We start from the raw sequence: 25,119 nt of genomic DNA on the forward strand, positions 1-25,119 counted from the left end.
TAGATTATATGCTTATATAAAATAATGTTATTAGGTTATCATGAAAATATTGATGATAGTAGTGGCTTATCACTTTTTTTTATAAGGAACGGTTTCTTGACTATTTTTTATCATATTCAAATACTTAGGAGGGGGCAGTGAATCTCTTATCTCTGTTCTTAGGCGTAATAACTTTGGTCTTTTCTTGGGGTACGGCCAGTGCTTCTGATTCTGAAAAAATGATGCAAAATTGTTTTTCCGTGAGCAAGCATACCTGTGAAGTGGCCCACGCTTTAGGCCGGGGAATCAATTTTGGTAATATGCTGGAAGCGCCAAGAGAAGGTGATTGGGGAGTGCGTGTCGAGCCGCGCTTTATCGATTTGGTAGACGGTCTGTTTTCAACGGTAAGGCTTCCGGTACGTTGGAGCAACCATGCCTCTAAAGAGGCTCAAGCAACCATTGATAGTTCGTTTTTTGAGCGTGTCGAAAACGTTGTGGATGAGTTGTTGTCACGCAACTTGTATGTCATTTTGAATATGCATCATTATAGTCAGCTGTTTGGTCAGGAACTGCACATCAATGAATTTGGAGTGGATTCCGATGTGGTGGAGGAACGTTTTCTGAATATGTGGCGGCAAATTGCATATCGTTTCAGAAATAAATCGGATAAATTGCTTTTTGAGTTACTCAATGAACCCCATGGTAGTTTAAATGCCGAAAAATGGAATGTGCTGTCTGCCAAAGCGCTTAAGATTGTGCGTGAGACGAATCCGGATCGTATTGTGATGATTGGGCCGACGTATTACAACAATGTACGCGACTTGCCGAAATTGAAAGTGCCGAAAGATCAGAACATTATTGTTACGATTCATAACTATTCGCCGTTTTTCTTTACACATCAGGGCGTGACTTATTTGCCGATGGATATGCCGACCGGCGTGACTTGCTGCAATGAAAGTCAGAAAAAAGAGATTGTTGGGCAATTGAATTTCGCAATGCTTTGGAGTCAAGAGCATGGATATCCGCTTTATCTGGGTGAGTTTGGAACTTACAACAAAGCAGATATGCAATCCAGAGAGAATTATGCCTCTTTTGTACGTGAAGAACTCGAGAAAAGGGGAATTGGTTGGGCGTACTGGGAGCTTGCGGCTTCTTTTGGTTTATATGACCCAAAGAAAGGCGCTTGGAGGGAACCGTTGAAGAAAGCCCTATTGGGACATTGACGGTGACATAACTCATTGTAAGTATCTTTATTGTGTGGAGTGGTGTATGAAAATATTAGTGGTTGGAGGTGCGGGTTACATAGGTTCCCACATGGTAAAAATGCTTTCAAAATCCGGCCATTCCGTGACCGTATTGGATAATTTGTCAACGGGTTTCAAGCGTCTGGCACGTTATGGCGATTTGGTCGTTGGAGATATGGCCGACACGATCCGATTGGAACAATTGTTTACGGATAAGGGATTTGATGCCGTGATGCACTTTGCCGCGAGTAGTTTAGTGGGTGAGTCCATGCAGAATCCTGAAAAGTATTATCGTAATAATGTTGCCAACACCCTTAATTTACTGAATGTGATGTTGAAGCATGATGTGAAGCATTTTATTTTTTCGTCAACCGCGGCGACGTTTGGTGAGCCTGAATATATTCCGATTGATGAGAATCACCGACAAAACCCGATTAATCCATACGGTTCGAGTAAGTTGATGGTGGAGCGGATTTTGCAGGATTATTCGCTGGCTTATGGTTTGAATTCGGTTTCATTGCGTTATTTTAATGCTTGCGGTGCAGATCCGGAGGGAGAAATTGGTGAGTGCCATGACCCGGAAACACACCTAATCCCCATTATTCTCCAGGTGGCTTCCGGTAAACGAGAAGCCGTTACCGTTTTTGGTAGGGACTATCCGACAGCGGATGGAACGTGCATTCGGGATTATGTGCATATAAACGATTTGTGTTCGGCACACGCCTTGGCTTTACATAAAATCACGACTGAAAATTCGGGACTTGCGCTGGCGTATAATTTGGGTAATGGTCATGGGTTCTCGGTTCAGCAGGTGATCGATGTCGTTAAGGCTGTTGTGGCGGTCGATGGTAAAACGGTTACCGTAAAAGAGGGTGCTAGGAGAGAAGGAGATCCTGCAGTATTGGTTGCGGATTCCGGTTTAGCAATGCAGTCGTTAGGGTGGAAGCCACAATTCCCGGATTTGGAAACCATTGTTGAGCATGCTTGGCAATGGGAAAAGAAATTGTAGGTTTCATTGTTCATTCGCTTTTTCGATCTCTAATTTTCGGTGTCATCTCAAGCACTCCTTTAATACAATGGCGTTTTTTTTAATGTTGGCCTTATCGGGTAAACAGAGGAAGATGAATGCAATCAAGCTATAAAAATCAAACGGCTGGCAGGCTTGGTCGCTTGTTTTATGTGATCGGGCCCTCCGGAGTGGGTAAGGATACTTTGATGGAGTATGCGCGCGAACGTTTGAGTCAGGCGCCGGTGATTTTTGCACATCGCTACATAACCCGTCCCGTCGAATTAAAGGGCGAGAATCATATTCATCTTTCGGAAGCAGAGTTTACAAATCGATTGCAGCGCGGATGTTTTAAATTCAATTGGCAAAGCCACGGTTGGATGTATGCGCTGGGAACGGAAGTGGATACCTGGTTGAATCAAGGATTGAATGTGGTGATGAACGGTTCGCGCGGCTATTTTGAACAGGCCTGTTCGATTCATCCTGATTTGATTCCTGTGATGATCACGGCTCCGCCCGAGACTCTACGCCAAAGACTGGTTCAACGCGGCCGAGAAAGTGTGGATGAGATTGAAGAACGTATTGCAAGAGCATCCGAATTTGTCCTGCCGGCAACCGGTTCCATGCGAATTATCGAGAACGAAACCACGATTGAAGAGGCGGGCGAACAATTGGTTTCTTTGTTTTTGGAAAACCTGGCATAACGGAGTGGTAAGGTGTTTAAAAAGGTTAATTTATTGAAGTGGCCTGGCTTGTTGGTCTTGCTGAGTTTGAGCTTGAGTGTTCGCGCGGAAATGCCGATTTTCGACAGTCATTTGCATTACGGTGGAGAGGACGTTAAGGCTTATGATCCGCAGCAGATTATGGCCATTTTCGACCGTAATCAGGTTACGCACGCTTTGATTTCCAGTACGCCTAACGATGGCACGGAAGCGTTGTATCATTATGCTCCAAAACGCATTATTCCGTTTCTTGGCGTGTATGAAACGTTGAAAGACAAGCGTGACTGGATGTATGACGAAACCGTTGTCGCCAAAGCTGAAGAAGCGTTGAAGAAAGGGTTTTATCGCGGAATCGGTGAATTTCATATTTTTGCTAAAGACAAGAATAGTCCAGTCTTCAAAGGATTGGTTAAGCTGGCCGAAAAGCATGGTTTGATGTTGCAGGCGCACGGCGACGCCGAAATCATTGATGCGATTTTTGAAATCGCACCGAAAGTCACAGTTCTATGGGCGCACATGGGTATTCGTCCGGAGCCGGATTTTTTGCGTTCGGTTCTACAGCGTCACCCTGATCATTTGTATATCGATACTTCGGTGCGGGATACGCTGTTGTTGGGTACGGATGGTTTTTCCGATCATAAAGGGTTAACCGACGAATGGGTACTGTTGTTTACCGATTACCAGGATCGATTTTTAGTGGCGGTAGACACTTTTAGCGTCAACCGCTGGAACACATTCGATTCTGTGGTGAAAGATATTCGTACCTGGCTCTCGCAGTTACCGGAACCGGTAGCCAAGAAATTAGCCTATGAAAATGCCAGGAAGTTGTTTTTAACCGAATAGTGTGCAAATTTTTAAAATAAAAAAAAGCCCTGCAAATCAGGGCTTTTTTATTGCATGAGTTAAATCGCAGTTTATGGTGCAACGATGTTCACGGTTGCGGTTGCTCCTGCTGTTACCGTAACGTTTTGCGACCCGATGAAATGCAGGTCTTCACCGCCGGTTTCGGTGTTTTCAGCATCGGCGTGACAGGTGAACGACACGGTATAGTCCCCGGTGGTCAGATAACCAGCTTCAAATTCATACGCGGTCGTATCGGCATTGTAGTTTACAAGCGCCGTCGATATTGGATCGGTTACGCCGCCGCTAATGTCTACCGGCGTGACTCCCGCACCCGAATAGATATAAACCGCATTATAGGTATTAGGATCTTCGTCCGAACAAGTCCAGTTATTTGCTAACGAGGTTAATAATTGGCTTTCAACCGTACCGGCAATGTGTCCGGTAAGCGAGTCTTGGGTTAAATGAAGAACCGGCTTGAGTTTATAGTCGCCGTTGCCTTGAACGACGATGGATTTACGTACGTCGAAATCAACGGTGAAGCCGACAGCCTGATCCGCCGCGACGACGATCTCGCCTTTCACTTTCAATCCGGTCTGCGAGCCGCTAGGGATGTCTAATTCGTGATTACCGTCGTCCAGCGTGATGTAGGAGTCTTCGATGCCGTCTTGCACGGCATTCACGTGCAGGCGAATTTCAGAATAGGTTCCGGCTTCCAGTGCCTGATCGGTAAGCAGTTGGATGTTTTGGCTACCCTGAAGTGTCAGTAGGTCGATGGATTTCGGTTGATCGAATGTGATATCAATCCATTCTTCGGGCGCTTCCGGATCGTCATTCTGTTTTTTAATGGAGACGCCGGTGAATTCGACCCAAACCGCTTGCGCTTCGTCAATTGGGGCGTCGGTCAGGTTTAGGTTTAGGGTTCCCGTGCTGCTGGAGTCCGAAGAGCCGCCGCCGCAACCGGCGAGTAATAACGGCAGAGCAACAATGCCAAGGGCTAATTTATGTTTCATGACGATCTCCTTATTATCATGGTTAAAGGTTCATTATAGTGACAATGTTTCCTTATGGGAAATATTTACTTTTAATGGCAGTCATTGAATAAATTTGGGTTTGTTGCGAAATCGTGGCGGTTTTTGAAGACTTGAGATATGAATTTGGAATGAATTTGGAATGGATTCGGATGGGGAAATACAAATCGGCGGAAATAAAAAAAGCCCCATTTGGCGGGGCTTTTTTAGCAACTACCGATTGGATGCGATACTTATGGTAAAACGAATCCGATGGTTTCGTGGACGGCTTTGAGGGTTTGTTGAGCCTGTTCTCTGGCCTGATCCGCACCTTTTTTAAGGATGGCGCGTAACTCGGCTTCTTCTCCGCGAATTTCATGGAAGCGGGTTTGAATCGGTTCAAGATAATCCACAACCAATTCGCCAAGCTCGACTTTTAGGTGGCCGTACATCTTGCCTTCAAAGTGCTTGACCACTTCGTCGATCGATTTTCCGCTGATGACCGAGTAGATGGTCAGCAAGTTGGAAACGCCAGGCTTATTTTCAACGTCGTAAACGATTTCCGAGCCGGAATCCGTGACCGCTTTTTTGAACTTCTTAATAATCTTTTTAGGGTCGTCCAATAGGGCGATGAAGTTGTCTTTGTTTTCGTCCGACTTGGACATTTTTGAAGTCGGGTCTTGCAAACTCATAATGCGGCCGCCTGAGGTTGCCGGTGGAATGAACGGTTCGGGTATCTTGAAGATTTCCCGGTCGAAACGGTTGTTGTAACGGATCGCCAAGTCGCGGGTCAATTCCAAGTGCTGTTTCTGATCGGCGCCGACCGGAACCATTTCTGTTTGGTATAGCAGGATGTCAGCCGCCATCAATACCGGGTAGTCGAATAGTCCGACGTTGATATTTTGAGCGTGTTTTTGCGACTTGTCTTTGAATTGCGTCATGCGATTCAGTTCGCCCATGTAGGTAGAACAATTTAAGACCCATGCCAATTCGGCATGCTCGGGTACGTGCGACTGAATGAAAACCGTACTTTTGTCCGGATCGATTCCGGATGCCAGGTAAAGGGCCACAAAGTCCAAGCTTCGGTTGTACAGGTCTTTCGGGTCTTGCTCTACGGTGATGGCGTGCATGTTGACCAGAGAGAACAGGCAGTTGTAATCGTCCTGCATTTTTACCCAGTTTTTGATCGAACCGATGTAGTTGCCGATCATAAGGTCGCCTGAAGGCTGGATTCCGCTAAAAAGTGTTGGTTTTTTGTTTGTCATGACGTGTTCTTTCGTAATCGCGATTTAAGGATTTTAAGGAATTTTAAATGGGCGTTATTTTCGCACTTTCTGCCGAGAATAACCAGAGACCAGCGCCTAAAAGCGCGGAACCGGTCTGCCTAAAAAACAAAAGGGATGATTTTTTTGCTGGCAAGTTGGTAGTCTTCGTATTCCGGCAGCGTATCCATCAGCATCTGTTCTTCGTAGCTTAATTTGACGAATAACGTCAAAATCAGTCCGGAATACAGGGCAAGGGCAAGCCAGCTTAGATCAAGGACAACGATCGGCAGGAAAAATAGCAAGATTGAGAAATACATTGGGTGGCGGATAAAGCGATAAGGGCCATGGGTTACTAGCTCGATCTCCGGCATCGGGTCGGGCACGATGTTGAAATGTCCGATATGCATGACGAAGACCGCCCATAAACCGATGATGATGGCAAGCGCTTGAATGCCCAGAATAATCGGGTGAAGGCTTAAGGGTAAAACCAATAATAAAATCCCGATCAGGGCGAACTGTAGGGTCACCAGAGAAAAGGATAGAATCGGGTGTTTGATCTGGGTCATGGCTGGCCTGTATTTTGTAATTTGCAAATAAAAAGGCGTTGCCGAGTCTGCGGCAACGCTTTTATTCTAACCCCGAAATAAGGCCGAGCACTAGCGTTTATTCGTCGCTTAGGCCCAGGTCGCCGCCGGTCATTTCTTTATAGATGTGAACCGCGTTGTTTCGATAGGTTTGTTCGTAAACCGAGCGGGTTTTATAAGCGGATTGATCGATCTTCTCTGCATCGGCTTGGGTGCCGCCCGCATCAATCACTTCTTGTACGGCTTTATGCATGAATTTTAAGTAGTCGTAGGTGTCTTCTTTCACTTTTTGCAAAGTGGTCGGAGCACCGTGTCCGGGGATGACGGTAACGTCTTTCGGCATAGCTTCCATGAACGTTTCGAACGTTTGAGTCCATTTTTGAGTGTCCGTGTAAGAGAAGAGGGCAAGCATACGCTGGTTGTAAGCTAAATCTCCCGGCAGAACGATATTGCGTTTGGGCAGGTAAACAATCGTGGAACCCGGTGTGTGTCCGGGGCCGAAATTAAGGATTTCGACCTGTTCTCCACCACCGACGTCTACGGTCAGTTTGTCGTCAAATGTCGTGAACTTGTCGGAAACGTCGCGAGCGCCTTCCGTCAATTCATGGCCGACACGGGTTCCCCAGCTCTGTTTGATTCCTGCGAAGTTATTATGGAAATCACGGTTGGCGACACTGTGCGAATAGAGGTTTTTAACGCCTTGGTCGACCCAGTAGCTTGCTCCTAGATAAGCATGGCCTTGACTGTTTTCGACCGCCACCCACTTAACCGGTTTGTCGGTTATTTGTTTAATCTGCTTGTGGAATGCGTGCGCTAAAGCCGGATTGGCTCCGCCGTTAAAGACGAAAACGCCGTCTTCGAAAACGATGAACGTCAGGTTATTGTTGAGGCCGTAATTGCTTGGGTTGTGCCAAATTAAGCTGCCGACGACGGTATAAACGCCATCCGCTACTTTAACGGGTTGGGGTAATGGCAGGGTCTTGCCGATATAGCCGGCCGCTTTTTGCGTTTTGGCTACATCCCGTTCGTAAGTGTTGATTGAGGCATCAAAACTTTCGTCTTTTTGATACTTTTGCATTTCCTTTGCATAGTTGGCGAAGCTTTCCGTATAGGCGTCGGCAGAATAGGCATTATTGGAAAGTGTAATAGCCATCCCGATAGCAGTAATGAAGTGGGTTTTTTTCATGGTGTATTTTACTCTTAACGATTAAACGGCCGGTGTTGAGTTGCGTTGCACGCTACCTGAAACCGGTTTTGAAAAAAAGGTTCTCCAGATTAACGAACGATTGTAGGACTCGTTCATGTTCCAGGGCATGAGAGACATGACGCGGGCTAGGAAGCAATAATTGAGTAAAACCATTGCCGTCGTTCCGATGATCTGTAAGTAGAAGATGAAATACAGTGGCGGATACATGGCGACAATCAGTAGCAGTAAATATGCGATCCTGACCTGCACGGCAAAGTTGGAGATTTGCGGCGTTAGCCAGAAAAAGTGGATGACTTGAATTACGTTAAATGCGATGGCGATGAGCAATGCCTGCGGTTCTACCGTGACGCCGATGATAAGCAGGATGTCGGTAATGGCCCAGTATGTCCAGATAAGGTTTATTTGAGGTTTGACCATATTATTTTCCTATTGTTTGATCGATGGCGATGCTTTTCCAGCAAACTTGGGTGATTTCGTCCAAATACGTGTTCAGAGGGCGTTCCAGCATGCCGTCCAGACCCAGTTGAATGAGTCTTAGTATGCCGCCGTAAGAGCTGGCCGCTGCTACCATTAGATCCATTTCTTGAACGCTGCCTTCCAGCATTCCCTGGTGGATGACGTTTCTCAAAGTAATAAATGGTTGAGACGAACAAATCGGTTTTAAATCAGGCATAAATTCTTTGTGACGTGCCGTCAAAATGAATTGCATGACATGTGGATGTTCTTCCGCCGTATCAATCATCCATTTAGACAAGGCGTAAAATCGTGCCTTGCAGCGGCCGTGCTGATTGAGTATTTGCAGTTGTTCGCGTTCTATCTGTTGAAGTAGGGCCGACATTAAAGTTTCTGCAATGGCTTGTTTGTCTTGGAAAGCGTGATAGATGGAACCGGTACTCACGCCGGAATGTTTTACCAAATCGGGTATTGAGGTATTGAAGAAACCCTTTTCAACAAATAGTACGAGTGCACTGTTGAGTACCTTGAGAACGGTATTCGAGTGGTTTTGGGTGTTGAGGTACGACATTAACCTTCCTTGGATCTTGCCTAGAATCTTAATTCTAGAATAGTTGTTCTAGTACAAAAGTCAACCCGTTTTTATTAAGAGCGACGGTTTGCAATTTGTTGCTTTTATAGGGTGGTACATCTCATGAAAGCTTTTAATAAAGACGAGTTAGCCCTTCTTGGTTCTAACTTCTTAATAACTCTATGATTTCATAAAAAACTCTAATTTTGATTAGGGTTTAAATGTGATGCGTCATAGGATAGAATTATTACTCTCAATCAATTTTTTTAATGATTTACCGTCTGAAATTTTTGGGCGACCTGGGGTGGGAAGATTTATTGATTTATTTATTTCGTATTTTTGAAGACGGCTCGGGAGACTACTTGGAGTTTGTGAACCGGGAGCATCTTATTTCTACGTTTAACGAACAGAAAGACCCGAAGAAGTATCATTGGTCGACTGTGCCGATCAGTGAGGCGATGAATGAAGAGATTCGCTTTCCCAAGTTGCAGGCATTGCAGGCTATGCGGAATCTTGGGGATAAAAGGGTGGTGCGAGTGGTCACGGAAGGGTTGCTGGAGTGGTATTCGCCCCATAACTCTCATGGTATTCCGTCTGAATATACCGTCGCCGTTAAATTTTTTACGGATTCTTGCCTTCATCATCATGCGACCAGTTGCCATCATGAGGTTTTTAAAATTGCGGGAGAGCCGCGGTTTAAAATCCTGACTCAGGAAGTGATCGATAATATTTTGGATCGCGTCAGGCAGACGCGATGTGACAAGAAACTCGACCGTTACCTCGATATGAACTTGCGAAAATTAAGGAAGTACGGGGTTCAACCGATGTCCATCAACGGTTCCTATCTTGAAATAAAGGAGACGATTTCTCAGCAATCATTGTCGTGTCCTTTTTTCAATGCATTTCTTTTGGAGTTGTTGGATGTCTGCGTCGATAAAGAGGTTGAGCTCGTCGGTGAGTCGAGAGTCTATGAAAAAGTCATTTAAAGTCCTCTAAAACCATCTAATACTTTGAACTCTGAGGAAAAGCGGCTAAAATGGGCACTTAATTTCAGACGCTAACTTATGGCATTCCATGCAACGAATTATTCGAAAAATTTCATCCTATCTCTCTAATCGCAAAACTGCGAAACCAACCGCACACATACCGCTTAATACCACGCCCAAAATTATTACTCGAGAAGAGCACGGCATCTCGCGCCGAGACATTGATAAATCGGCATTGGATGTACTGTATGGTTTGAAACGCGCCGGGTATGACGCCTACTTGGTTGGCGGGTGTGTAAGAGATTTGCTTTTGGGCTTGGAGCCTAAAGATTTCGACGTGGTCACCAATGCCGATCCCGACGAGGTTAAAGAGGTGTTTAAACGTCGCTGTCAGGTGATTGGACGACGTTTTCGTCTGGCGCACGTCCGTTTTGGTCGTACCGTGATCGAAGTGGCAACTTTCAGGGGGCAGGGAGAAGGCGAAAATCGCCAAGACTATTTCGGCCGTAAGGGGCGTTTAAGCGGTAAAGCACGTGAAGTCGACGATTCTGGGCGCTTGGTGCGCGATAATGTTTACGGCACGATCGATGAAGATGTTTGGCGTCGCGATTTTACGGTGAATGCGCTGTATTACAATATCAAAGATTTTACTGTCATCGATTATGCCGGCGGCTTGGACGACATTAAGGCGGGCCAATTGCGTTTAATCGGTGACCCGGTCACCCGTTACCGTGAAGATCCGGTGCGCATGATCCGCGCGATTCGTTTTGCGGCAAAACTCGGTTTCAATATCGAGGCTAAGACCGAAGCGCCGATTGCCGAGTTGGGGCATTTATTGTCGGATGTTTCCAATGCGCGCATGTTCGAAGAAGTATTGAAATTATTCCACAGCGGTGCCGGGATTTCCGTATTCGAGAAGTTGCGTCATTACGACTTGTTCTCATATCTTTTCCCGTTGACCGAGCAGATTTTAGCCGAGGAGTCGCAAGGGTTCCCGCGTATGCTGGTTATCGAGGCACTTAAAAGTACCGACGAGCGTATTCGTAGTGGTAAGACTGTTAATCCGTCGTTCTTGTTCTCGGCCATGCTGTGGGAGCCGATGTTGCAGAGAAAGCAGGTGCACTTGGACAGTGGAATGGTCTACCAGGATGCATTATATGCAGCGGCCAACGACGTGATTGAACAGCAGATTCGCTGCACGGCGATTCCAAAGCGTTTTACCGCACAGATGCGCGATATTTGGAATCTGCAAGGGCGTTTGTCTAAGCGACAGGGACCGAGAGCACAGAAATTGAGCGAACATCCTCGTTTCAGAGCTGCATATGATTTCATGGGGATTCGTGCGGCCGCGGGAGAAACCGAAGTTCAAGAGTTGTTTGACTGGTGGACCGAGTATCAAGAAAAAGATCCGGTTGAGCAGGTTGCCTTTGCGAATGCCGTCGAAAAAAAACAGCGTAAAGGGCGAAAGCCTCGCCGTAACCGAAATTTCTTACGTAAACGTAGCCAAAAAGGATCGGAGTCGTCTCCGGCAAGTTCGGCCGATAATTAATCAGAATGGCGGAACTGGTTTACATCGGTCTGGGAAGTAATCTCGAAAATCCCGGAAAGCAGATCGAAACGGCTTTGACGTCTTTGGATAATTTGCCTGATACGCGTCTGCTCAAACGTTCTCGACTTTATGCTTCCAAGCCTTTAGGTCCTCAGGATCAACCGGATTTTATGAATGCGGTGTGTTTACTTGAAACTGATCTTGAACCGTTAGCGTTGTTGGATGCATTGCAGGCGATAGAACTGGCTCAAGGTCGGGTAAAAAAACGTCATTGGGGTGAGCGTAGCATCGATTTGGATATCTTGCTTTACGGTCAGTTACAAATCAGTTCCGAACGCCTTAATCTCCCTCATAAAGAAATCGCTTCAAGAGATTTTGTTTTGTTGCCGTTGGCCGAAATATCGCCGGGCTTGATCGTTTCCGGTCAGGGGACGGTGGAAGATTTAATCGCGCAGTTAGAGACGACCTTTGTCGTTCCCTGGCAAGCCAATAATCAAATTTAATGAAATTGGATTTATATGCATAAGACTTTGCAGCAACTTAAAAAACTATATCAGCATGGAGAAAAGATCGTGTGTCTAACGGCCTATGACGCCAGTACGGCGCATTGGTTGTCCGAATCCGGTGTTGATGTAATTTTGGTCGGCGATTCTTTGGGGATGGTCGTGCAGGGGCATGCAACGACTTTGCCGGTCACTCTGGATGATATGGTTTATCACACCCAAATGGTTCAAAGGGGCAATCGTCAGGCTTGGTGTATTGCCGATTTGCCGTTTATGGCGGATTCTACCTTGGACGGCGCCCTGTATGCTGCGGCGCGTCTGATGAAGGAGGGCGGCGCAAATATGGTGAAACTGGAAGGCGGTGCCAGAGTGTTGCCGATGGTGAAGGCATTGTCGGCACTGGGTATTCCTGTTTGCGGACATTTAGGGTTGTTGCCGCAATCCGTCGAAAAGCACGGTTACCAAGTGAAAGGTAAAGATGCCGATTCGGCCGAGCGATTGTTGGAAGAGGCTGTCGAATTGCAAGATGCCGGCATTGAAATGTTAGTGTTGGAATGCGTTCCGAGCGGTGTGGCAAAAATGATTACCGAGAACCTTTCTATTCCGGTCATCGGTATCGGCTCCGGTAAAGAGACTTCGGGGCAGGTGTTGGTGTTACATGATCTGTTAGGGTTGACTGTCGGCAAGGCACCGAAATTTTCAAAAAACTTTTTACAGCAGAGTGGTTCGATTCAGCAGGCATTGACCGATTATGTTTCGGCTGTTAGAGCGGGGAGTTTTCCCGAAGCTTGTCACGAGGTAGGTTGATGTTGATTGTCGAACGGGTTGAACGCTTAAGAGCTCAAGTTCGAGAGTGGAAGTCGGAAGGGCTGAGAATCGGTTTTGTGCCGACAATGGGAAATTTACATGACGGCCATTTGAGTCTGATGGAGTTAGCCCGACAGCATTGCGATAAGGTGGTTGCGAGTATTTTTGTCAATCCGTTACAGTTTGGCCCGAATGAAGATTTCGATGCTTATCCGCGAACATTTGAAGCGGATCAGCAGAAGTTGCAAATGGCGGGGGTGGACGCCGTTTTTTACCCTAGTGTCGAAGAGATGTATCCTCAGGGGCAAGATCAGACATTGGTTAAAGTACCGGCGAAGTTGACGGAGTTGCTTGAGGGGGCGAGTCGCCCCGGTCATTTCGACGGCGTGACCACGGTAGTTTCCAAACTGTTCAACATGGTTCAGCCGGATGTTGCCGTATTCGGACAAAAAGATTACCAGCAGTTCTGTGTTATTGAGCAGATGGTGCGGGATATGGCGATGCCGATCGAATTGATTCGCGGGCCGATTGCACGCGATGAAGACGGTTTGGCCTTGAGTTCCCGTAATCAGTATTTGAGCTCGGAGCAGCGTCAAATTGCCCCAAAACTGTATGTGACTCTACTGGATGTCGTTACGGCGCTTAAGTCCGGAAATCGAGATTTTCAAGCGCTGGAAAAGGCTGCGATACAAAACTTGTCGGCGGTCGGTTTCGACAGTGTTGACTACGTGAAGATCGTCCATCCTCAGACGTTGCTTGAATCCGCTCCTCAAGAAAACGAATTTGCGGTACTTGCCGTTGCAAAGCTTGGCCATACCCGTTTGTTAGACAACATATTGGTCAGCTAAAAATTATCAACCTTTCTTTTTTTAAGGTTAAAATGCGCTTATGAGTTTCTCTACCTTAATCGGTTTGTTTGCCGGTATTTCTATTGTTCTCGTCGCTATGACGATGGGCTCATCCCTTGCGCTGTTCATCAATGTGCCTTCGGTAATGATCGTTGTCGGTGGAACCGTCGCCGCCACCATGATTCGTTATTCCATGAAAGAGTCTTTTTCAGCCATTGGCATGTCGTTTAGAGTGCTGAGGACGGATCATCAAATCAAGGATTTGAATCAACTTATTGATATTACGGAAGAACTTTTGAGGATTAACCGTCTTAAAGGGCCTTTGGCAATGGAGGGGTACGAAATCAATCATGATTTTTACCGTGACGGTATTCGAATGCTGGTCGATGGTTACTCTTCCGAACTGGTTAAGCAGGCCTTGAAAGAGAAGAACCGTCTGTTGATCGATAGTGCGGAAACCAGTGCCGGCGTATTTCGAGCCGTGGGCGATGCAGCCCCTGCGTTCGGTATGATGGGAACTTTGGTCGGGTTGATTCAGATGCTGGCGAATTTGAGCGATCCGGGGAGTATCGGGCCGTCGATGGCGGTTGCCATGTTGACTACCTTGTATGGTGCGATGATCGCCAACCTGTTTGCATTGCCTATGGCTGACAAAATCGAGTCCTGGGCCCAGGGTGAATCTTATCGTCAAATGATGATTATAGAAGCGATAGAAAGCATTACCGAAGGGCATAATCCGGCGGTGATGCGTGATTTGTTGGCGCCTTATCTACAAGGCCGTAAAAAGGTCGAAGTAGATGGCTAAAAAAGCGGGCGGGCCGGCATGGTTGATGACATTTGCCGACTTGATGTCGCTATTGATGGCGGTGTTCGTATTGTTGTTTGCAATGTCGAGTATCGAGATTCCTAAATACAAAGCCGCCGTGGAGTCTTTGACCGAGACTTTGGGGCACGGTTCGGTGCTTTCCGACGAGCAGGCCAATTATTTCCATTCCTTGGATGTAGGCAGAACGCAATTCCCGAGCGAACAGAAAACCATTTCCAACGATTTATATCCACTTTATCGGGATTTAATCGATAACTTTTCCTCTCAGAACGGAGGTGGTCAATCGACCATTAAGATTGATTACATTAAGCAGAGTGACGAGATTAGGGTGACGTTTCCCGAGCAGATCGCGTTTGCGCCCGGTAAGGCCGAATTAAAGCCCGAATTTATCGAAATGTTAACCAACTTTGATGGTTTTTATAAAGAGAATGTACAAATTCAGGTGATCGGTCATACCGATGCTCTGCCGGTAATCGGGGGGCGCTTCAAATCAAACTGGGAATTATCCAGTGCGAGGGCGGCCAGTGTGATCGTAGAATTGGTTAATCGAGGAATTATCAGGTCGTCGCAAGCTCAGGCGATTGGTTTGGCTGATACGGTCCCTATTGCATCCGGAACAACGGAAAATGAACTGGCTAAAAACCGACGTGTCGAAGTTTTGATTGTGCCGATGGATCACAGGCCCGGCAATCGCTAAAAATATTTTTTGCGTTCTGCGCAGGCCTGATTATAGCTGTCGGATGATTTCGGTAATTAAACCGCTTTCATCATTTGGGTAGGAATCGTGTTGCGGGTATGGGTGATTTTGTTCTCACCGTCGACGTAGACCAATTTAGGTTTAAATTGATCCGCTTCCGCTTCGCTCATGGAGGCGTATGTAGCAATGATCAATAGGTCGTTGGGACTGGCTTTGTGAGCCGCAGCGCCATTGACCGAAATGATTCCACTGTTATCTTCAGCACGGATCGCATAAGTCGTAAAGCGCTTACCGTTGTTGATGTTGTAAATTTGAATTTGTTCATATTCACGAATGCCGGCGACTTCCATCAAGTGGCCGTCGATAGCGCAGGAACCTTCATAATCTAATTCCGCATGCGTGGTCGTGACGCGATGTAATTTACATTTTAAAAGTGTTACTTGCATACTTATCTCTATGGTTAAATGAATGGGATCACCATTACTTAGTTTGGAGCCAATAAGCTCTCTAACCGCGAAATTTTAAAGTTGAGCGCGATATTATACTGATTTTTTTGGAAAAAAACATAAAACCCCGCGTTGCTGCGGGGTTCATGTTTTTTAAGGCCTGTATGTACAGTTTAACCCGTGTTTCGCATACCTGCCGCGATGGCATTGATGCTGTTAAGCAGAGGCGTTAACCAGATCGCTTTTTCTTCGTCACTGGTGTTTTCGTCTTTGTAGCGTCTCAATACGGCAACCTGGATGTTGTTCAGAGGTTCCAAGTAAGGCGTACGACGATTCAAGGACAGAGCCAATGCCGGAGTTTCCGCCATTAGGTATTCATTCCCGGTAATTTCAAGAATGCGTTTCACGCCGCGAGTATGCTCTTCGGCAATCATATTATAGATTTTCTGGGCATCTTCTTGGTTACGGCCAAGTTTGGTGTATTCCGCACCGATTTGCAGGTCGGTTTTGAATAGCGCCATCTGGATATTGCTTAACAAGCCTTTAAAGAACGGCCAGTTTTCGTACATCTCTTTCAGTTTGTCGTCGCCGTGTTCTTTGATCCAGTTGTCCAAAGCATAACCGGTTCCCTGCCAGGCAGGGAACGTCAGGCGAGCTTGTGCCCAACCGAAAATCCATGGAATAGCACGGATGGAAGACTTGGACAAATTGCCTTTCTTGCGGTGAGAAGGGCGAGAGCCGATGTTAAGCAAGCCGATCTCGGTAACCGGAGTCGCCTCATAGAAGAATTCAAAAAATCCTTTAGTATGATCGGTTAATTCACGGAAACAGTGCTCACCCTGATTGGCAAGATTTTGCATGATTTCCAAGTATTCAGGGTTGTCCTGTTTGGTCGGTTTGATCAAACCGGTACTTGCTTTCATCAAGCCGGTGACACCCAGTGACAATTCATACATAGCGGTTTCAGCATTGCTGTACTTGTACGACAGAACTTCCCCTTGCTCGGTGAACTTGATTGCACCGCGAACCGTGCCGGTTGGCTGCGAAAGGATCGCATGGTGAGTTGGTCCGCCCCCACGTCCGACCGTGCCCCCACGTCCGTGGAATAGTCGGCACTCAATGTCGTACTGATCCGCAACCGCCATAATCGATTGTTGGGCTTGGTATAGGCTCCAGGCCGATGAAAGGTTTCCGCCGTCTTTCGCCGAGTCCGAGTAACCGAGCATGATTTCTTGCTGGTTGCCCGACGCGTGCAGCATCGTGCGGTAAGTTGCGTTTTCAAGTAATGAGGTCGTTACCGGTACAATGTGCTTCAAGTCCTCAATGGTTTCGAATAGAGGACTGATTTGAATATCGCAATACGGTTTGCCGGCATTGTAACCGGCAAGCCCTGCCTGGTGGGCTAGGAAAAGTACTTCCATCACATGGCTGGCTTCGTGCGTCATCGAAATAACGTAGTTGTTAAACGCTTTATGGCTGATTTCTTTGCGCATTTTGCGGATAACGTTGAAGACTTCCAATACTTCTTTGGTCATCTTGTTCAGTTTCAGATGCTGAGTGTCGATGATCGTCGCAGAGGCAACATGACTAGCCAAAAGCTCAAGTTTATCCGCTTCCGGTAAAGCAGGGTAGTCGATGTTCAGGTGTGATAGCAAATCCGCTACGGCATCGCTGTGCACATTCGATTCCTGACGAATATCAAGACGCATTAAGTAGAAACCGAAAGTTTGTACTAAACGGATCAAGTCACGAAGGTCGGCATTGGCTACATTTTCGTCACCGTGTTCGCAAAGTGATTGATGGATAAGCTGCAAGTCAGCCAATAATTCGTCTTCACCCGAGTAAGCAAAGCCGGATCTTTTGATCGGCGTACCGTTCAATTTGGCTTCTACATAGTTCAAGTTTTGTTGTAGACGTCCTCGAATTAAATATAGGAAACGGCGGTAAGGTTCGTCTTTGAAACGATCCGGGCGTTTCTTGAATACGGCTTCCTGCAGGTCTGCATCTACAATGGTCGCTTTGTTCAACAAGTCTTGATTGATGTTGCTGATGTAGCGAGAGTGCGTCAACTTGTGGCTTAGATCGAACACGCGGTTTTGGTATTCATATAGCGCCGAGCGTGTTTGCAGTAACAGTGCTTCAACAGTGGTTTCGTGAGTAACGAACGGGTTACCGTCGCGGTCGCCGCCGATCCATGAACCGAAAGTCAGGAAGTTTGGCGCTTCAATATTGTCGTCGGGATAGAATCTTGCCAAAGCACGTTCCATGTAACGATACACTTGAGGTACCGCCGTGAACAGCGATTGGCGGAAATAGTAAATCCCGTTGCGGATTTCGTCTTGAACGGTTGGCTTTTGGCGACGGACTTCGTCGGTTTTCCACAAAACCTGAATCTGGTATTGAAGTTTTCTGATAACTTCTTCTTGAGCATAAGGGTTGTTATACGCTTCCGCTTCGTTCAATTCACCCAGTGTCAGGAAGATCTTACGCAGGTTTTCCATGACCGCACGACGTTTTGATTCCGTCGGGTGGGCGGTGAAGACCGGGATGTAATTCAATTTATTTAACAGAAGCTGGAGTTCGTCGGCTGAGATGTCTTGAGACTTGAACTCTTCAACGGTTTTTAAAACCGAACCTTCCCATAACGGGCCGTCGGATTTCAACTGGCTTTGACGCTCGTGATATTGGTGTTCTTCTTCGGCAAGGTTGACTAAGCTGAAATAGATGTTGAAAGCGCGAATGATCAGGATCAGATCTTCGGCAGACTGTTCTTCAATAAATGCGGTGAGTTCTGAACGAAGTGCAGGATCTTCTTTGCCGTCTAGTTGAATATAGCCGGTTCGTAGTTTTTCGATAGCATCCAGGACAGGCTTTCCAACCTGTGTTTCAATAATTTCACCTAGAAGACTCCCAAGTAATTTGACTCTTGCTCTAAGTTGCTTATCTCGCTTTTCTACAGCCATGTTCACTCTCAGTTTTTTTAAACACAAATTACCGCGAATTATAACAGAATATTTGAATGATTTTTGAAACTCTTTTTGCTTGCTAGGGCGCGGCCATGTGGGAACGGTTGATGTGTGGTGATAAAAAAAGAGCCCCGAAAAGGGGCTCTTTTATAAGAAGGGCGTCGGGCTTATGCCTTGCTCTTTTCTTGGTATTGCTTAGCGCCGGCTAAAATCTCTTCGCGAGCGACTTCGACATCGCCCCAGCCGTCGATTTTTACCCACTTACCAGGCTCTAGGGCTTTGTAGTGGTTAAAGAAATGTTCGATCTGTTCTTTAAGTAGAGGGATTTGCTCAACCGCGGTAATGTCTTTGTAGATCGGGGTCAGTTTATCCACAGGAACCGCAACGACTTTAGCGTCTTCACCACCGTCGTCTGTCATTTTTAGGATTCCGATCGGACGGCAGCGAATAACGGAACCGATCATTAGCGGGTGAGGTGTGACGACAAGAACGTCGACCGGATCACCGTCGTTAGCCAAAGTGTCGTTGATATATCCGTAGTTGGCCGGATATTGCATCGTAGCGCCCTGAATGCGGTCAACCCATACAAGATCGGTATCTTTATCGACTTCGTATTTGATCGGAGAAGCAAAAGCCGGAATTTCAATAACTACGTTGATGTCGTTTGGCAGGTCTTTTCCTGCAGGAACGGCTGAATAACCCATGGTTTTATTCCTTAAATTCTGTTGGTAACGATTAAATTAAAACACCCGCTGTTGCGGGTGTTAAAAGTTGATGCTTAAAGGTTGTTGATTAACCTTTGTGGTAAGCCACTACTTTTGCCACTTCGTTTTTAGAACCCAGTACAACAGGTACACGGTCATGGATGCCTTGAGGCTGTACGTCCATGATGTCCATACGACCGGTTGAAGAAGCACCACCTGCTTGTTCAACGATCATAGACATTGGGTTACCTTCGTACATTAGACGAAGTTTACCGGCTTTAGAAGGATCGCGGTTATCGTAAGGGTACATGAAGATACCACCACGGATAAGGATACGGTGTACTTCCGCAACCATGGATGCAACCCAACGCATGTTGTAACGCTTGCCTAGAGGACCTTCTTCACCTTGTAAACAGTCGTCGATGTACTGCTTCATTTCCGGTTCCCAGAAACGCTGGTTTGACATGTTGATTGCGAACTCGGCAGTATCTTCAGGGATTTGAAGAGCCGCTTTGGTCAGTACGAATTCACCGATGTTAGTATCTAGAGTGAATAGGTTTACGCCGTTACCGGTTGTCATTACCAATAAAGCCGAAGGTCCGTAAAGAACGTAACCGGCTGCGACTTGGTTGCGGCCGTTTTGTAGGAATACTTCTTGGTTGTCGCCTGACTGGTCGTCTTTTGCTTCAAGGATAGAGAAGATCGTACCGACAGAAAGGTTGACGTCGATGTTTGAAGAACCGTCTAACGGATCGAATGTAACTAGGTATTTACCATCGTTATGACCGGCAATTGTGTAGTCTTCTTCTTCTGAACCAACACCGCGGACATATGGGTTTGCAACTAGAATGTCTTTTAGTAGGTCGTTAGAGATAACGTCAAGCATCTTTTGAGTTTCACCTTGAACGTTTTCATCTTCAGTTGCGCCTAAGATGCCCGCTAGCTCACCTTGGCCTAGTTTGTATGCGATATCTTTACATGCAACCATTACATCTTTGATAACAAGCTCTAATTCCGCTGGTACGCCATCGGCAGCTAATACTTGATCTAGTCGTTTCATCGAGATTCTCTCTATGTTTAATTGAAAAAATTGCGGCAATTCTATCATGTTGACTTTAAAAGGTACAAGTTCATCGCCAAGTCCTCCGGCAAAAATCCATGAACTTTTAATGGAAGCATGAAATTGTTTTTCGATATCAAGTGCCTGGATTGGTTAAAATAGGCGGCTATAAAAAATAAAGTAGCAAAGAGAGTGTCATGAAATTTATCGTTAAATTATTTCCGGAAATTATGGTGAAAGGAACGGCGGTCAAAAAGAAAATGATCAGCCAGTTGCATGACAATTTGCGTACTTTGTTGTTGAGAGTGAGTCCGGACATTCAAACTAAACGTTTTTGGGACAAGATCGAAATTCAAGCGGACGATCAATATCTGCAGGCTGTGCGTCGGATCTTGACGCAAACCCCCGGCGTCGAGCAGGTGTTGGAAGTGATTCAACATAATGTCGGTAAGGATTTGCAGGCGATTGCAGATAAGGTGGCCGAGCATGCGGTTCCGTGGATTGAGGGTAAAACGTTTGTCGTTCGTGCCAAGCGAAGCGGTACGCACGATTTCAGTTCTTACGAAGCGGAACGTTTTATCGGCGGCGTTTTATATGAGAAGGGCGCACCGTTAGGGGTGGATTTGCACAATCCCCAAGTGAAAATCGAGGTTGAGATTCATCAGGATAACGTGAATATCGTCACGTCAAAGTTGACCGGTTTAGGCGGATTTCCGATGGGGAGTCAGGGAGAGTTACTGTCGTTGATGTCAGGCGGTTTCGATTCGACGATCGCCAGTTATCTGACAATGAAACGAGGGCTGAAGACGCATTTCATCTTTTTCAATTTAGGCGGTGCGGCTCACGAGATCGGCGTGAAGCAGGTTGCACTGTATTTATGGAGCCAATTTGGCGCATCTCATCGGGTTTCGTTTGTGACCGTGCCGTTTGAGGAAGTGGTCGGCGAAATATTCCGCTCCACCCATGAAAGTTATATGGGCGTCACTTTGAAAAGGTTGATGTTGACGGCTTCGGAGAGAGTTGCCAAGCAGATGGGGATCGATGCACTGGTCACGGGTGAAAGTGTTGCACAGGTCAGTAGTCAAACCTTAAGAAATTTAGCGGTCATTGATAGTGTGACGAATATGTTGGTTCTGCGTCCGTTGGCCACGATGAATAAGCCGGAAATTATGGCGATGGCGGATCAGATCGGTACGCGGCATTTTGCCGAAAGCATGCCGGAGTATTGCGGTGTCATTTCGAAAAACCCGGTGACAAACGCCTCTTTTGACCGGATGGAGAAAGAAGCGGCACGTTTCGATTATACCGTGCTTGATCGTGCGATCGAATCCGCCGTTACTATCCCGGTTGATAAAATTATCGACGATGTGACGGCTACCGCGCATATCGAGATTTTCAATCAAGTACCGGAAAACGGGGTGGTGATCGATATTCGTGCCGAAGCGGAACAGTTGCGCCAGCCGCTTAGCGGGATTGAGTCGATTGCTATCCCGTTCCACGAATTGAATCAGAAATTCGGCAAATTGGATCAGAGTAAAGCTTACTTGTTGTATTGTGAAAAAGGGGTAATGAGCCAGTTGCACGCCCAATATCTAAAAGATAAAGGGTTTGATAATGTAACGGTCTATCGTCCGGAATGATATTCGGTGTGTTAGGGCGTGCTGACCGTTTCGGTCGATTTTGAAAAATCGTTTGGTTTTTCTTCTTCTTTTGGAGGCATGTCGACGACTTGTTCTTGTTCCATCTGGGTCGCTTTAATGAGTTTTTTGGTGTCCGAAAGTTTTTTGTAACTTTGTAATGCAATTTTAGTTTTTTGAATTTTAGTCACATAGTCGACGGTTTCGTGACCGATGGTGTTGCGAGCCACGACTTCTACATTGTAGAACCATTTGTTAGGGTCTAATCCCATCTGTTGCGCTTTACGCTGCATTCTGCGAACTCGCCCCGGCCCTGCGTTGTATGCGGCAAGTGAGAAATTGATGCGGTCTTCGTCCGAATATTCATTGCCGTTGAAGTAATTGTCCCTGAGGAATGCCAGATATTTGATTCCTGCATGGATGTTGTTTTCCAGGTTTTTGATGTCTTTGATTCCCACATTTTTCGATTTTGCTGTGGACGGTTTGATCTGCATGATGCCGTAAGCACCGGCCTGGCTGGTCAGTTTGGGGTTGAATTTTGATTCTTGGTAGGCTTGAGCGGCGATCAGGAACCAGTCAAACCCGTAAAATTCCGAATAAAGTTGTAAGTAGTAAGAGAGGCAGTCAATTTTGTCGAGTTCCGAAAGCAGTTGCGGTTTTTTGATCCAGTAGGCGTTTTCAAAGTATTTTTTATAGATACTGTTGCCTAGAAATCTTCCCGGTTTGGCGTATGAGTGAATGAATTGGTTTAGCGAGGCCTTGAGTTGCGGTAGGCCTGGATTGATGGCCCATGCGATCTGGCCTCCGTGATAGAACACCACGTCGTCATACACTTTCAATTCGGGTAAGGTCTGTTTGTAGATGTCTGCTATGTGGCTGTCGACGACTGTATATTGATAAATTCCCGCATTGACCATTTCCAGAATGTCTTCGGCTTCCATTAAAGGGTCGGCTTTGACGATTTCTATCGGTTCCAGACCGTTAAGTCCGAGGAATTGGTTGAACATCTGTAAGTGGATAATGTAACTGCTGTTTGCCACCACGATAACTTGTTTGCCCGATAAGTCTTCCAGTTTTTCTATTGTTTGCCCGTGTTTGTTGCTTACCAATACTTCTTGTACGTTTTCAATATAGGGATCGGTGAAATCCAAGAAGGCTTTTCGTTCCGGTGTGATGGTGAGTCCAGATGCAATGATGTCGCCCTTGCCGTGAGTCAAATCGGAAAATAGTTTTTCAAATGGTCTGACCAGAAAAACGACGTGGGTTTTGTAGCGTTCTTTTCTCGGACCTCGATTTAAAAAGCTTTCATAAGCTCGAAGCAAGTCGTGCTCAATGCCGCGTTTGCCTTTTTGGGTTTCGAAGAAGTTTGTACGGTTGTTACTGACTAGGACTCTTAAGATCCGTCTTTGACGAATTTCGTCCAGATCGCCGATAAACGGTTCGTTGATGCGTTCCGTTAATGACGTATTCTGCGGCGGCGCCTGAGCGAGTGAAACCGGACTTAGAAGAATAAAGCCGATTGCAATGACCAGTATGTTGGACGAGCGTGCTGTTTTAACCAAGCTGGGCGCCAATGTAAAAAATAGAGAGATTCATTTTAGCCAAGTTTGTTTTGTAGACAAGCCATAATTTGTCTTTATATCGATAAGTACATCGATAAGGTTAACAATAATGTCATTAGAGAACATTAATATAGTGAGTCAAGGATCATAATACCGTATGCTTAACCTGGGTTTGGGTTGATCTAACGGTAATGATGTCATTTGAAAACAACGGTTTGGACGGTTAGAAGATAATGCGTAAAGTGAAATATGCGATTTTAGGTGCGGGAACGTCGGGTTTGACAGCTTTGGGTGTGATCAGAAAACAGACCGACGATTTTGTCATTATTAATGGCGGACATTACGGCACGACCTGTGCCCGGGTTGGTTGTATGCCGTCCAAGGCGTTGATTTATTCGGCTAACATTTATCATAAGCGACATGCTTTCGAAGAGTTTGGTTTGAGTGGTTCCGAAGCGGTTACGGTCAATGTACCAAAAGTGCTTGAGCGGGTTAGGCGCTTGCGTGACCGGTTTACCACCGGAGTAAAGTCCGGAACGACTGAAGCTTTAAAAGAGGGACAGTCGATTCACGGGTTCGCCAAGTTTGTAGCCGAAAACCGTCTTGAAGTGAATGGGGAAATCATTGAAGCCGAACGTATTATCATCGCGACGGGTTCGCGTCCCGTAGTGCCTGGCCCTTGGTTAGAGTTAGGGGATTTATTGCATACCAGCGATACGATTTTCGAACAGCCGTCTTTGCCGAAGAGCATCGCCGTAATCGGTTTGGGGGTGATCGGCTTGGAGATCGGTCAGGCGATGGCGCGCTTAGGCGTTAAGGTGATTGGTTTTGAAATGCAGGATAAAATCGGTGGATTATCGGTGCCGGAAGTGAATCAACAAGCATTGGAATTGATGTCCAAGGAATTTCCGATTTATACCGGGGAGGGCGCTCAGATCGAGAGAAAGGGCGATCGAGTCATAGTAAAAAATTCTCAAGTGGAAATGGAAGTGGATGCCGTTTTTGCTTCGTTGGGCAGACGCCCGAATATCGATCAGCTGGGTTTAGATAAGGTGGGTATTCAATTGGATGGTAGAGGAATCCCGACATTCAATTTAAATACCATGCAAATTGAAGACAAGCCGATTTTTATTGCCGGTGACGCAAATGTTTATCGTCCTATTCTGCATGAAGCGGGATATGAAGGTAAGATGGCGGCGCTAAATGCCGTGTCTTATCCGAATGTGACGGCTTACAGACGTAAAACGCCGATGGGGGTTGCCTTTACCGAGCCTAATATCGGTCTGTTTGGTGTTTCTTACCGTGATTTGGATTTTGATAAGGTTGAAGTTGTTACATTTGATTTGAAAAGAAGTAACGGCCGGGCCATTGTCATGGATGAAGACGATGGTGTGATCTGTCTTTATGCAGATAAGCAAAGTAAAAAGTTATTGGGCGGCGAGATGATTATGCCGCATGCCGAACATTTTGCGCATTTGCTGAATTGGGCAGTAGAACGAGATATGACGGTAGCCGATTTAATGACAATGCCTTTTTATCATCCGGTGTTGGAAGAGGCGGTTCAGTCTGTCATTCAAAAGTTGTATTATGCCGTATATCCCGAAGATGAAAGGTCGTCTTCGCCAGAATTAACAGTAATGCAATAAA

Annotated in this window: 24 protein-coding genes; 13 read left to right on the top strand and 11 right to left on the bottom strand. The window is 46.2% G+C overall.

Translation table 11 applies throughout. From position 1 onward, the window contains the following. Positions 1-137: 137 nt before the first annotated feature. The 4 genes from ABY044_RS03510 (at position 138) to ABY044_RS03525 (ending at position 3,794) form a co-directional block, all read left to right on the top strand. Entirely contained in the window at positions 138-1,202 is a 1,065-nt protein-coding gene (locus tag ABY044_RS03510) for a glycoside hydrolase family 5 protein (protein ID WP_373018212.1), read from the top strand. Between the two features lie 46 nt (positions 1,203-1,248). Further along, positions 1,249-2,232, top strand: coding sequence for a UDP-glucose 4-epimerase GalE (galE, locus tag ABY044_RS03515; protein WP_373018215.1), 984 nt, complete (start codon positions 1,249-1,251; stop codon positions 2,230-2,232). Between the two features lie 116 nt (positions 2,233-2,348). Further along, positions 2,349-2,933: a phosphonate metabolism protein/1,5-bisphosphokinase (PRPP-forming) PhnN gene (phnN, locus tag ABY044_RS03520; protein WP_373018217.1), complete on the top strand. Its 585-nt coding sequence runs from the start codon at positions 2,349-2,351 to the stop codon at positions 2,931-2,933. Between the two features lie 12 nt (positions 2,934-2,945). Then, positions 2,946-3,794 (top strand): amidohydrolase family protein, encoded by an 849-nt coding sequence (locus ABY044_RS03525; RefSeq protein WP_373018219.1) that lies wholly within the window; start codon positions 2,946-2,948, stop codon positions 3,792-3,794. A gap of 71 nt (positions 3,795-3,865) precedes the next feature. Here ABY044_RS03525 and ABY044_RS03530 read toward each other — a convergent pair whose 3' ends face one another. The 6 genes from ABY044_RS03530 to ABY044_RS03555 all read right to left on the bottom strand — a co-directional run bounded on the left by ABY044_RS03530 (position 3,866) and on the right by ABY044_RS03555 (position 8,881). Further along, positions 3,866-4,804: a DUF4382 domain-containing protein gene (locus tag ABY044_RS03530; protein ID WP_373018221.1), complete on the bottom strand. Its 939-nt coding sequence runs from the start codon at positions 4,802-4,804 to the stop codon at positions 3,866-3,868. A 251-nt stretch (positions 4,805-5,055) separates the two neighbouring features. Continuing rightward, entirely contained in the window at positions 5,056-6,066 is a 1,011-nt protein-coding gene (gene trpS / locus ABY044_RS03535; protein WP_373018223.1) for a tryptophan--tRNA ligase, read from the bottom strand. 119 nt (positions 6,067-6,185) lie between these two features. Beyond that, on the bottom strand, positions 6,186-6,632 hold the full coding sequence (locus ABY044_RS03540) for an isoprenylcysteine carboxylmethyltransferase family protein (protein ID WP_373018225.1): 447 nt from the start codon (positions 6,630-6,632) through the stop codon (positions 6,186-6,188). Between the two features lie 97 nt (positions 6,633-6,729). Further along, entirely contained in the window at positions 6,730-7,836 is a 1,107-nt protein-coding gene (locus ABY044_RS03545) for an MBL fold metallo-hydrolase (protein WP_373018227.1), read from the bottom strand. A 21-nt stretch (positions 7,837-7,857) separates the two neighbouring features. Continuing rightward, positions 7,858-8,274 carry a hypothetical protein gene (locus ABY044_RS03550; protein ID WP_373018229.1) on the bottom strand — a complete coding sequence of 139 codons (417 nt, stop codon included), beginning with the start codon at positions 8,272-8,274 and terminating at the stop codon, positions 7,858-7,860. Position 8,275: 1 nt separating this feature from the next. Then, a complete protein-coding gene (locus tag ABY044_RS03555) occupies positions 8,276-8,881 on the bottom strand; it encodes a TetR/AcrR family transcriptional regulator (RefSeq protein ID WP_373018231.1) in 606 nt (201 codons plus the stop codon). Positions 8,882-9,198: 317 nt separating this feature from the next. Between ABY044_RS03555 and ABY044_RS03560 the strand changes: the two genes are divergently transcribed. The 7 genes from ABY044_RS03560 (at position 9,199) to ABY044_RS03590 (ending at position 15,097) form a co-directional block, all read left to right on the top strand. Next, a complete protein-coding gene (locus ABY044_RS03560) occupies positions 9,199-9,867 on the top strand; it encodes a hypothetical protein (RefSeq protein WP_373018233.1) in 669 nt (222 codons plus the stop codon). Positions 9,868-9,955: 88 nt separating this feature from the next. Then, entirely contained in the window at positions 9,956-11,416 is a 1,461-nt protein-coding gene (pcnB, locus tag ABY044_RS03565; protein ID WP_373018235.1) for a polynucleotide adenylyltransferase PcnB, read from the top strand. A gap of 5 nt (positions 11,417-11,421) precedes the next feature. Next, positions 11,422-11,919: a 2-amino-4-hydroxy-6-hydroxymethyldihydropteridine diphosphokinase gene (folK, locus tag ABY044_RS03570; protein WP_373018237.1), complete on the top strand. Its 498-nt coding sequence runs from the start codon at positions 11,422-11,424 to the stop codon at positions 11,917-11,919. A 15-nt stretch (positions 11,920-11,934) separates the two neighbouring features. After that, positions 11,935-12,726, top strand: coding sequence for a 3-methyl-2-oxobutanoate hydroxymethyltransferase (panB, locus tag ABY044_RS03575; RefSeq protein ID WP_373018239.1), 792 nt, complete (start codon positions 11,935-11,937; stop codon positions 12,724-12,726). Beyond that, entirely contained in the window at positions 12,726-13,574 is an 849-nt protein-coding gene (panC, locus tag ABY044_RS03580) for a pantoate--beta-alanine ligase (protein WP_373018241.1), read from the top strand. Before panB ends, panC begins: the two co-directional genes overlap by 1 nt. Before the next feature lie 40 nt (positions 13,575-13,614). Continuing rightward, the gene (locus ABY044_RS03585; RefSeq protein ID WP_373018243.1) at positions 13,615-14,379 is read left to right on the top strand and encodes a motility protein A; all 765 of its coding nucleotides are present in this window, start codon (positions 13,615-13,617) and stop codon (positions 14,377-14,379) included. Beyond that, positions 14,372-15,097: a flagellar motor protein MotB gene (locus ABY044_RS03590; protein WP_373018245.1), complete on the top strand. Its 726-nt coding sequence runs from the start codon at positions 14,372-14,374 to the stop codon at positions 15,095-15,097. Before ABY044_RS03585 ends, ABY044_RS03590 begins: the two co-directional genes overlap by 8 nt. 56 nt (positions 15,098-15,153) lie before the next feature. On the opposite strand, the gene panD is transcribed toward ABY044_RS03590, so the two are convergent. From panD to ABY044_RS03610, 4 genes are all read right to left on the bottom strand, one after another. Continuing rightward, the gene (panD, locus tag ABY044_RS03595) at positions 15,154-15,543 is read right to left on the bottom strand and encodes an aspartate 1-decarboxylase (RefSeq protein WP_373018247.1); all 390 of its coding nucleotides are present in this window, start codon (positions 15,541-15,543) and stop codon (positions 15,154-15,156) included. Between the two features lie 173 nt (positions 15,544-15,716). Then, on the bottom strand, positions 15,717-18,506 hold the full coding sequence (gene ppc, locus ABY044_RS03600; RefSeq protein WP_373018249.1) for a phosphoenolpyruvate carboxylase: 2,790 nt from the start codon (positions 18,504-18,506) through the stop codon (positions 15,717-15,719). Positions 18,507-18,676: 170 nt separating this feature from the next. Next, the gene (ppa, locus tag ABY044_RS03605; RefSeq protein ID WP_373018251.1) at positions 18,677-19,213 is read right to left on the bottom strand and encodes an inorganic diphosphatase; all 537 of its coding nucleotides are present in this window, start codon (positions 19,211-19,213) and stop codon (positions 18,677-18,679) included. Between the two features lie 88 nt (positions 19,214-19,301). Then, on the bottom strand, positions 19,302-20,273 hold the full coding sequence (locus ABY044_RS03610) for a class 1 fructose-bisphosphatase (protein WP_373018253.1): 972 nt from the start codon (positions 20,271-20,273) through the stop codon (positions 19,302-19,304). Between the two features lie 197 nt (positions 20,274-20,470). Between ABY044_RS03610 and thiI the strand changes: the two genes are divergently transcribed. Then, positions 20,471-21,913 (top strand): tRNA uracil 4-sulfurtransferase ThiI, encoded by a 1,443-nt coding sequence (thiI, locus tag ABY044_RS03615; protein WP_373018255.1) that lies wholly within the window; start codon positions 20,471-20,473, stop codon positions 21,911-21,913. An 11-nt stretch (positions 21,914-21,924) separates the two neighbouring features. On the opposite strand, the gene ABY044_RS03620 is transcribed toward thiI, so the two are convergent. Then, the gene (locus ABY044_RS03620) at positions 21,925-23,472 is read right to left on the bottom strand and encodes a transglycosylase SLT domain-containing protein (RefSeq protein ID WP_373018257.1); all 1,548 of its coding nucleotides are present in this window, start codon (positions 23,470-23,472) and stop codon (positions 21,925-21,927) included. A 233-nt stretch (positions 23,473-23,705) separates the two neighbouring features. Between ABY044_RS03620 and ABY044_RS03625 the strand changes: the two genes are divergently transcribed. Continuing rightward, positions 23,706-25,118, top strand: coding sequence for a dihydrolipoyl dehydrogenase (locus ABY044_RS03625; RefSeq protein ID WP_373018259.1), 1,413 nt, complete (start codon positions 23,706-23,708; stop codon positions 25,116-25,118). The last annotated feature ends 1 nt before the right edge of the window (position 25,119 follow it).

It is taken from the genome of Thiomicrorhabdus sp. (genome assembly GCF_041583835.1).
Taxonomy (GTDB): Bacteria; Pseudomonadota; Gammaproteobacteria; order Thiomicrospirales; family Thiomicrospiraceae; genus Thiomicrorhabdus.